This window comes from Flavobacterium fluvii, assembly GCF_900129545.1.
Taxonomy (GTDB): domain Bacteria; phylum Bacteroidota; class Bacteroidia; order Flavobacteriales; family Flavobacteriaceae; genus Flavobacterium; species Flavobacterium fluvii.
Genome location: NZ_FQWB01000003.1, coordinates 475,195 through 485,231, shown reverse-complemented (window position 1 = coordinate 485,231; position 10,037 = coordinate 475,195). Strand labels below are relative to the sequence as shown.

Annotated in this window: 10 protein-coding genes; 6 read left to right on the top strand and 4 right to left on the bottom strand. The window is 35.7% G+C overall.

Features of this window, described 5'->3' with window-relative positions; all coding sequences use genetic code 11:
* Positions 1–45: 45 nt before the first annotated feature.
* Complete coding sequence (locus tag BUC16_RS09905; RefSeq protein WP_073370205.1) at positions 46–438, bottom strand: hypothetical protein; 393 nt, start codon at positions 436–438, stop codon at positions 46–48.
* Positions 422–613, bottom strand: coding sequence for a hypothetical protein (locus BUC16_RS09900; RefSeq protein WP_073370203.1), 192 nt, complete (start codon positions 611–613; stop codon positions 422–424). The genes BUC16_RS09905 and BUC16_RS09900 overlap by 17 nt, the downstream gene beginning before the upstream one ends.
* 78 nt (positions 614–691) lie before the next feature.
* Between BUC16_RS09900 and BUC16_RS09895 the strand changes: the two genes are divergently transcribed.
* The 4 genes from BUC16_RS09895 (at position 692) to BUC16_RS09880 (ending at position 3,770) form a co-directional block, all read left to right on the top strand.
* On the top strand, positions 692–1,414 hold the full coding sequence (locus BUC16_RS09895; RefSeq protein WP_073370202.1) for a S24 family peptidase: 723 nt from the start codon (positions 692–694) through the stop codon (positions 1,412–1,414).
* A 361-nt stretch (positions 1,415–1,775) separates the two neighbouring features.
* Complete coding sequence (locus tag BUC16_RS09890; RefSeq protein WP_073370200.1) at positions 1,776–2,867, top strand: sensor histidine kinase; 1,092 nt, start codon at positions 1,776–1,778, stop codon at positions 2,865–2,867.
* On the top strand, positions 2,854–3,273 hold the full coding sequence (locus BUC16_RS09885) for an STAS-like domain-containing protein (RefSeq protein WP_073370199.1): 420 nt from the start codon (positions 2,854–2,856) through the stop codon (positions 3,271–3,273). The genes BUC16_RS09890 and BUC16_RS09885 overlap by 14 nt, the downstream gene beginning before the upstream one ends.
* Complete coding sequence (locus BUC16_RS09880) at positions 3,258–3,770, top strand: hypothetical protein (RefSeq protein WP_073370197.1); 513 nt, start codon at positions 3,258–3,260, stop codon at positions 3,768–3,770. Before BUC16_RS09885 ends, BUC16_RS09880 begins: the two co-directional genes overlap by 16 nt.
* On the opposite strand, the gene BUC16_RS09875 is transcribed toward BUC16_RS09880, so the two are convergent.
* Together BUC16_RS09875 and BUC16_RS09870 are read right to left on the bottom strand one after the other, a co-directional pair.
* Positions 3,767–4,570, bottom strand: a complete 804-nt coding sequence (locus BUC16_RS09875; protein ID WP_073370196.1) for a TIGR02391 family protein — start codon at positions 4,568–4,570, stop codon at positions 3,767–3,769. The genes BUC16_RS09880 and BUC16_RS09875 overlap by 4 nt on opposite strands.
* 206 nt (positions 4,571–4,776) lie before the next feature.
* Positions 4,777–8,229: a methylmalonyl-CoA mutase family protein gene (locus BUC16_RS09870; protein ID WP_073370195.1), complete on the bottom strand. Its 3,453-nt coding sequence runs from the start codon at positions 8,227–8,229 to the stop codon at positions 4,777–4,779.
* Positions 8,230–8,449: 220 nt separating this feature from the next.
* Here BUC16_RS09870 and BUC16_RS09865 point away from each other — a divergent pair, with 220 nt between their 5' ends.
* Together BUC16_RS09865 and purU are read left to right on the top strand one after the other, a co-directional pair.
* The gene (locus BUC16_RS09865; RefSeq protein WP_073370193.1) at positions 8,450–9,157 is read left to right on the top strand and encodes a DUF4197 domain-containing protein; all 708 of its coding nucleotides are present in this window, start codon (positions 8,450–8,452) and stop codon (positions 9,155–9,157) included.
* Between the two features lie 7 nt (positions 9,158–9,164).
* Positions 9,165–10,019 (top strand): formyltetrahydrofolate deformylase, encoded by an 855-nt coding sequence (gene purU / locus BUC16_RS09860; RefSeq protein WP_073370191.1) that lies wholly within the window; start codon positions 9,165–9,167, stop codon positions 10,017–10,019.
* Positions 10,020–10,037: the final 18 nt, after the last annotated feature.

Here is a 10,037-nt window from a genome sequence, read left to right as displayed (position 1 = left end):
TTTAAAAATTCAACTAACAAAGAAAAACATTTATCTTTGAATTAATTAACAGAACACTCTCTTAGTAAAAGTCCAAATTAGTTTGAAGACGTACATTACAATGTCACTATTACTATTGATGACAGAGGCACAATTCCCAAGGATAGTCGAACTAATTTGCTTAGTTAATTCTTCAATTTCTTCAACAGCTATATTGCATATTTCCCAATGTGGTTTGTTGTCATCTATTGCAATAATTGCTCGTGAAGCGTTTTCAATCAAGTCTTGTAGCAAACTTTTAGTTTCAGAATAATTTTTTGCACGGCTTTCCTGACTTGACTTTATAACTTGATTTAAAGCTTTTGTAACCGCAGCAGCTACTTTTTCGGGGGCATCATTATTTGATGATACTAGCACCATTGTGCCAATTAGCGAATTGATTTTAATTACTGTTTTCATTGTTTAATAGTTTAGATAGTTCATTGTACTTTTTAAAGATGATTTGCGCCCCTTTAGCTTCGGCATTTCGTTCGCCTTGTATTACTTTACGGCAATACACTTTACTATAACCTGTGGTAGTACTTAATAGCTGCCACAGGTTTACTTTTCTTGGATTATCTGCTAGTGTGCTCATATATCAATTATTTAATTACTTTTGTGTTTGTTAACTGATACAAATATATAGATATATTTCTCAACTAAACAAATTATTATGACAAATATCTCAACTCAAAAGGAAAGAATTTTACATTTCCTTGAATTTAAGGGGATTAGCAAGAATAAATTTTATATAAAAACAGGCATTTCTAATGGCGTTTTAGATAAAAAAAGTGGTTTGTCAATGGATACCGTTGAGAAATTTTACTCAACTTATGAAGAAGTAAATGCGGAATGGTTATTAACAGGCAAAGGCGATATGTTAAAACCAAACATAAAAGAAATGCCACCATTAGAAAGGGTGGCAAAAAGGGTGGCATTTTCGGAAGAAACGAAAAATACAGAAAACGCCACCGTTTCATTAAATGAGCCACAACACGAATACGGAATACCATTAATACCTATCGAAGCGATGGGAGGTTTTGGAAATGGTTCAGTACAAGTAATGGATTACGACACCCAAAAATACATTGTACCTGAATTTACTGAATTGAAAGTGGATTTTATGATACGGGTCAAAGGAAGTAGTATGTACCCGAAATATAATAGTGGAGATTTAGTCGCCTGTAAGAAGTTGGTTTTAAGCGACATATTTTTTCAATGGAATAAAGTATATGTTTTAGATACTGATCAAGGCGCATTAATAAAACGAATCAAAAAAGGAAGTGACGACCATTTATTAATTGTGAGCGACAATAAGTCCTACGAGCCATACGAATTGCACCTTTCAAAAATTCACGCTATAGCGATTGTTTTAGGCGTTATTCGCCTAGAGTAACTAAACCAACCGCACCAAAAATTAAACCTTTTTTGGAATAAGTTTAATTTTAGACCTTTTTTATTAAAGAGGAATTAAACCTTTTTAAACCTTTTTTGGTTATAAGTCTAATGTTTATGGTGTATGTTTGGTATTGCCCCTAATACCAACTAGATAAAAAATTCAATTCGTTAAAATTAAATAAAACAGTTAATATAGTAGTTAATAAATTAGCAAACATCTGCCATAAAGCACAATAAAGATAAGAAAATACCTTAACAATCACTATTTGATTTCTATTAAATCATTCTTATAATAAAATTCTTAGAACATCTACATTCTTTTAATAATTGTATATTTACGTTTTACATTTTTTTTAAATATGAAGAAACTTTACAGCAATAAAAATAATAAAGAATACCAAAAAAGAAGATTTTTAAAGATTGAAAGGAAAAATCGAAAAAAAAACAAATTGCATACTCAGGAAAAGAAAAGACGCAGAAGAAGTCTAAAGATGATAAACGAGTATCATAAAAACAAACACAAATATGAGTTTCCTTTATTCGCTCCTAAAGATTTTAGACTAATGGAAAATACTGAGGTTTGTTTGAATTTTTTTAGAGAAATTAGGTCTTATGAAAACATCAACAACATAGGTGGACAAAAAAAAGTTTTAATTTCTCTGATTGACGTAGAAGAGATTGATTATGCTACTATTAGCGCTTTAACTGCAATTAGTGATGATTTAAAAAGTAGAAAAATAGGAATGCAAGGAGATTTTCCAAAAAATGCTAAATGTAAAGAATACATTATAGAGTCGGGTTTTTTAAGCCATATGGTGGATGGTAGTAATAGACAGTTTCCTAAGTTTAGTAAATCAAAATTTATTTTTTTTGAAAAAGGTTCCGGTAAGTTAACCAAAAAAGATAGTAAAAATATTTCAGAACTGATTAAAGATGTTGTAGAGCATTTGACAGGAACTAGAAGAAATATTAAATCGATTAAGTCTATCCTACTAGAGATTTGTGGAAATAGCATTGAACATGCAAAAACAAAAGATAGACAATGGTTATTAGGTGTAAAATTTATGGACGGCAAAGTAAGTTTTACTGTTACTGATGTTGGTAAAGGTATTTTAGAAACTCTTTTTATTAATAATGCTCAGATTATGGCTAATCTTGCTACTTTTACTAGTAGATTAAACATCTTAAAAGGAGCTTTTAATCAAAAATATGGTTCTAGTACTCAAGAGGAGAATAGAAACAAAGGGTTGCCTGCTATAAAAAATAATTCAGATATGGGTGCAATAAAAAACTTGATTGTACTGACAAATAATGTAATTTTGCACTTTGGAGATGATAATAAATCTTCAACTTTTTCATCTGGGACATCTAGGTTTAAAGGAACTATGTACCAATGGGAATTAACGGAAGAGTGTATTACAAATACAATAAATTATTATGGCGAAAATTAAAGTATTAGACTTTGATGAATTTCCTGGATTAAGACATTGTTCAATCAGCGAAAATTCTGGCGAAGATTATTACCACAAAGTTCTTAATAAGGCATTTAAAAAAGCATATGAGAACAATGATAAACTTGTTGTAGATTTAGATGGAACTGATGCATATGCATCTTCCTTTTTAGACGAAGCTTTTGGGAATTTAGTTTATGATTTTACATTGGCTAATGCTGAACGTTTGGTTGTAATTGTTTCTAATGATGAACCTCATTGGATTAAAATGTTAGAAGAAAAAACTTATCCACAATGGGAGGCTAGAAGAGTTAATTGTGAGAAAGTTGTTGTCACTGAAGAACACGAAAGTTGGTACAGACTTATTAATGGAGAACTAATAAGCAATGTATGGGAGACGCCTTAAAAATTTTTGTTGTATTTAATTGTTCATTAGATTTTTCAGATTGTATTGAGATTTTTGGGATTATAGTTAATTTTTTTCTTGCAATCTGGATTGTAAGAACTATACAGAACAAACTAAATAACAAAAGAGTTTTAAAAGACCATTTTATAAGCGAAATTAAGGAATTAAGGATTGAATATAATGACTATATTAAAAATTGTTACGCTGGAAATTTAATCCCACAAGACACTTTAAGATGGTTTAAACTCATTAATATAAAGACGATTCACCTTATGGGGGAGATTAGTAATTTATATAAAGTTAATTGTCCTGAACTAAATTCATTTCATAATGATTTGCGAGATATAATCACAAATGCACCTGAATATTCAACAAATTTTAGAAGGAACAATCCTGTTGCTTTTTCTTCCATAACAAAAAGACAAATAGATTTAATTCAATTAACGCATTATGGTCTTTTTAATAAACTCATTAGGCTTGTAAATGATGCGGATTAAATTCTAGCTTGGTCTATTTTTTTATGTATTAAAGAAATCGTTGTCATTATATCTAAAGCTTCGTCTTCAGTAATACTCCAAATAACTTTAGGAGAGTGTGCTGTTGTATTTCTAAACATTCCAAAAACTCCTTTAATTAAATTTGAAAAACCTTTTTGTTCGCTTTTTTCAGTTTCATTTCCTAAACTATTTATTTTTAATAATGGTGTAGTAACAGACAAGGCTTTCTCTACTAAATCTGAACCATCAAGATTTAAACCTGTTTTTATTCGAATTTCTTCAGCAATACTTTTTACAGCTTCAAAAACAGAATGAAAATAATTGTCAGTAATAAGTTCTGAATTACAATATTCATATATTTTAGGATGAATATTTCGGTGTTCTAGTTTTGATTTAAATCTATTTACTCTTAGCTCTGCTTCAGTAATAGTTCTGGATGCTTCAACAGGATTGAAAATTCCAGATTCGTTTAATTTCAAACCAATGAATGAAAGTCTTTTGTTTAATTCGCCCCTTAGTAACTCGAATTTTTCGTTTTGTCCGATGAAACGCGAAGGCTTCATAGATAAATTAATAAATTTGAGAATTAGATTTGATGTTTTAGTTCTGTTTTGGAAATCAATAAAGCTATTGTAAAGTCTTTTCCATTTAGTATTAGTTGCATCCACGTCAACAAGTCCAGATTCAGGAATAAATTTTGATAATTCAGCTCCTGTTAAGCCATATTCAGTATGTCCTAATATTTTAGCTAATCCTTCTAATGTTCCTCCATCTATTGGATTAAATGTTCTCTTTGCCATATTCCTTTAGGTGGAGTTACTTTATTTTGGTGAAAATTAATTAAAACAATTTTAATTTATCCTAAAAAAATACACTTTTAGTCAACAATTAGTCAACTAAAAGTGTATTTCAATAAATCAATTACTTTATAAACAATAGACCGAACACCTAAAACACTGGATTTTCATTCACTTAGATTCATTTGGATTCAGAGAAATAATATATTTTACATATTTCTTCTGTATTGCCCACCGACTTCAAACAAGGCAGTCGTGATTTGTCCCAAAGAACAAACCTTGGTGGCTTCCATCAAATGTTCGAACAAGTTTTCGTTTTTGATGGCCGCTTCTTGAAGCAAATTCAATTGTTCCTTTACTTTCTCTGGATTGGATTGGTGCAAATTGGCCAACATCCTGATTTGGTATTGCTTTTCTTCTTCGGTAGCACGAATCACTTCAGCTGGAATAATTGTTGGCGAACCTTTCGAACTCAAGAACGTGTTCACGCCAATAATCGGGAATTCACCCGTGTGTTTCAAGGTCTCGTAATACAAGCTTTCTTCCTGGATTTTGCTTCTTTGGTACATTGTTTCCATGGCACCCAGAACTCCGCCTCGCTCGTTGATTCGTTCAAATTCCTGCAAAACGGCTTCTTCCACCAAATCAGTCAATTCTTCGATGATGAACGAGCCTTGAATCGGATTTTCGTTTTTGGTCAAACCTAGTTCCTTATTAATAATCAACTGGATGGCCATCGCCCGGCGTACACTTTCCTCTGTTGGCGTGGTAATCGCTTCGTCATAGGCATTGGTGTGCAAGGAATTGCAGTTGTCGTAAATGGCGTACAAGGCTTGCAAAGTGGTGCGAATATCATTAAAATCAATTTCCTGTGCATGAAGAGAACGACCCGAAGTTTGGATGTGGTATTTCAACATTTGTGCCCTCTTGTTGGCTCCATATTTATTCTTTATCGCTTTTGCCCAAATTCTCCTTGCCACGCGACCAATTACAGCATATTCCGGGTCAATGCCATTCGAGAAAAAGAACGACAAATTGGGTCCAAAATCATTGATTTTCATTCCGCGACTCAAATAATATTCCACGTAAGTAAATCCGTTGGAAAGCGTGAACGCCAATTGCGAAATGGGGTTTGCGCCCGCTTCGGCAATATGGTAACCCGAAATGGAAACCGAATAGAAGTTTTTCACGTTGTTGGCAATAAAATATTCCTGAACGTCCCCCATCAATCGCAAGGCAAATTCTGTAGAGAAAATACAGGTGTTCTGCGCTTGGTCTTCCTTTAAAATATCCGCTTGAACCGTTCCGCGAACTTTGGAAAGTGTTTTGGCTTTTATCTCGTTATAAATATCCAAAGGCAAAACTTGGTCTCCGGTCACGCCCAAAAGCATCAATCCCAAACCGTTGTTTCCTTCCGGCAAATCGCCTTGATACTGCGGACGTTCGGTTCCTTTTTTGGCGTAAATAGTCTTTATTTTTTCTTCAACTTCTTCTTCTAAATGATTGGCCTTGATATAAATTTCACAGCGTTGATCGATGGCGGCATTCATAAAAAATCCCAATAGCATTGGCGCAGGCCCATTAATGGTCATACTCACAGAAGTCATGGCATCGACCAAATCGAAACCGGAATACAATTTTTTGGCATCGTCGAGACAACAAATGGAAACTCCCGCATTTCCTATTTTTCCGTAAATATCAGGGCGAATGTGTGGATCATTTCCGTATAAAGTCACGCTGTCAAAAGCCGTGGAAAGCCGTTTGGCAGGCAAACCGGCACTTACGTAATGGAATCTTTTGTTGGTTCGTTCTGGTCCTCCTTCCCCCGCAAACATTCGGGACGGGTCTTCCCCTTCTCTTTTAAATGGATACAATCCAGCCGTGAAAGGAAATTCTCCCGGAACGTTTTCCTGCAAATTCCAACGCAAAATATCACCCCAAGCTTGATACTTCGGCAAGGCAACTTTTGGGATTTGAGTATGCGAAAGCGATTCGGTCTGGGTTTCCATCTTGATTTCTTTGCTCCGAACCTTGAACGCATAAAACGGTTCTTTGTATTGGTTCACCTTCTCCTTCCAAGTCAAGATGATTTCCCAATTGTAGGGATCCAAATCCATTTTTACCTTGTCGAACTGATTCAACAATAAATTAAGGAAAATTTTATCTTCGGCAGCATCTGGTTTTTCTAGTTCCAAAGCAGTTGGCAAAACCGAATCTTCATTAATTCCTGCTTTACCCAATTCAGGTATTTTCCCGGAAACCGATTCAATCGTTTTGAAAATGCCGTATAATTTCTGCGCTACTTGTTCTTGGCTCAAAGCCGTTTCATCGTATTTTCTGTTGTTTTCTGCAATTTCAGATAAATAGCGGGTTCTTTGTGGCGGAATCACGAAGACTTTTTCACTCCTTTCGTGCGAAATTTCAAAAGTCGATTTCAAATCGGTCTTGGTTTTCTCGTGAATCTTGTCCATTATCGCCTTGTACAAAGTGTTCATTCCCGGATCGTTGAACTGGGAAGCGATTGTCCCAAAAACAGGCAATGTATCCAAATCAGCACTCCAAAGATTGTGGTTGCGTTGGTATTGTTTTTTCACGTCGCGCAAAGCATCGAGTGAACCCCGTTTGTCAAATTTATTGATTGCCACCAAGTCGGCAAAATCGAGCATGTCGATTTTTTCCAATTGGGTTGCGGCACCAAATTCCGGAGTCATCACATAAAGGGAAACATCGGAATGTTCGGTAATTTCTGTATCCGATTGCCCGATGCCCGAAGTTTCAAGGATTATAATGTCGTATTCGGCCGCTTTGATGACTTGAATGGCATCGGCAACGTATTTTGACAAAGCCAAATTGGATTGCCGTGTTGCCAAGGAACGCATGTAAACCCTGGGATTATTGATGGCATTCATCCTGATTCTGTCGCCCAGCAATGCGCCACCCGTTTTGCGTTTCGACGGATCGACAGAAATTATTCCGATGGTTTTTTCCGGGAAATCAATTAAAAACCGACGCACCAATTCGTCCACCAAGGATGATTTTCCTGCGCCTCCGGTTCCTGTAATTCCGAGAACAGGAGTTGTGCAATCTTTATTTATTTTATGAATTTTATCCAATGTCGAAGCCGCAACTTCAGGAAAATTCTCTGCAGAGGAAATAATTCGGGCAATTGCCGTTGGATTTTTTTCTTTCAAATGATTGATTTCATCATTCAATTTATCGCCAATAGGATAGTCAGATTTTTGAACCAAATCATTGATCATTCCTTGCAATCCCATCGCCCGACCATCGTCCGGCGAATAAATCCGGGTAATTCCGTAAGCTTGCAATTCGGCAATTTCGGAAGGAAGAATCACGCCGCCACCACCGCCAAAAATCTTGATGTGTCCTGCCCCTTTTTCTTTCAGCAAATCGTGCATGTATTTGAAATACTCGTTGTGTCCGCCTTGATAGGAAGTCATCGCGATGGCATTGGCATCTTCCTGGATGGCCGTGTTCACGACTTCCTCCACACTTCGGTCGTGACCCAAATGAATCACCTCAACACCTGTCGATTGAATTATTCTTCTCATAATATTGATGGCGGCATCGTGGCCGTCAAAAAGTGATGCCGCAGTTACTATCCGAACTTTGTTTACAGGAATATAAGGTTTTACAACTTCCATTTTTATGAAAATGACAATTTAGATACTGCAATTTACGATTATTTTTAATAATTAATTGTTGTTGATTACTTCTATCGGCAAAAAAGCAATGAAGTTTACATTTAGCACTAATTTCCTCCTTTGCTTCAAAACAAATTATGGCTTTATACTTGAATAAATAGTATTTTTGACCCGAGCCTTACTTCAGTCATAGACGAAGAAAGCCCATAAAATCTTTAAAATGAAAAAAATCTTATTGTTACTCTTGGTATTTCCTCTTTCTAGCTGCGTTGAAATGCAACAGGTAATCAATCAATTTCCGCAGACACAAAGCATTGGAGGAATTGATGTTTCAGGTGGATTGAAAGAAGCACTGAACAACGGCATTTCGAAACAAGTAAGCAAATTAACAGCCGTGGATGGTTTTTACAGAAACGAAGCCGTGAAAATACTTTTGCCCGAAGAATTGAAAAAAGTAGATTCGAGCCTGAGAAAAATTGGACTTTCCTCTTTGGCCGATGAAGGTCTAAAAGTAATCAACCGGGCTGCCGAAGATGCCGTAAAAGAAGCCACTCCCATATTTGTCGATGCCGTGAGAAACATGTCTTTTACGGATGCCAAAACCATTTTGATGGGCAATGAAAACTCGGCGACGACTTATTTGCAAAACTCAACCTCGACCGCTTTATACGGAAAATTCAATCCCGTAATCAAAAATTCGTTTACCAAAGTGGGTGCCGACAAGGTTTGGGCAAACATCATCAACAAATACAATCTTATCCCATTTGTACAAAAGGTAAATCCAGACTTGACCGATTATGTGACCAATCAAGCAATGACAGGCGTTTTCAAAATGATAGCCGTCGAAGAAAAAAACATTAGAACCAATTTGAATTCAAGAACTTCCGTTTTATTACAAAAGGTTTTTGCAATGCAAGACAAAAAATAATTATTATATGCAAAAAATCATCATCCTTATTCATTGCGAAGACCAAAAAGGAATTATTGCCGCCGTGACTGATTTTATCCTGAGAGTACAAGGAAACATTATTTATATAGACCAACATGTCGATGTGGAACAAGGCGTGTTTTTTATGCGTCTGGAGTGTGAGCTTACCAATAAAAACAGCAATCTGGAAGTAATAAAAAATGTTTTTCAGCAAACAATTGCCACAGATTTCAATATGTCGTGGGAATTTTACATGAAGGAACAAAAACCAAGAATGGCACTGTTTGTTTCGAAATACGACCATTGCTTGTACGACATTTTAGGACGTTACAGCGCTGGCGAGCTGGCATTGGAAATCCCCTTGATCATCAGCAATCACGAAGACTTGAAGTCGGTTGCGGAACGTTTTTCGATTCCGTTCCACTATGTTCCTTTCACCAAGGAGATCAAGGAGGAAGGAGAAAAAACCCAATTGGATTTATTGGAGCAATACGAGATTGATTTCATCGTTTTGGCACGATACATGCAAATTATTACTCCAAATTTGGTTGCAAAATACAAAAACAACATCATCAATATCCATCATTCCTTTTTACCTGCTTTTCCGGGAGCAAAACCTTATCATTCTGCTTTTGAACGTGGAGTAAAAATTATTGGAGCCACCAGCCATTACGTGACCGAAGGTTTGGACGAAGGCCCGATTATCGAACAAGATATTGCCCGAGTTTCCCACAGTCATTCCATAGAAGATTTTATCATGAAAGGACGTGATTTGGAACGAATGGTTTTGGCCAGGGCCGTAAAAATCCACGCCGAAAGAAAAGTAATGGTCTACGACAATAAAACGGTCGTGTTTACTTAGGAAAACGCCGTATTTCCT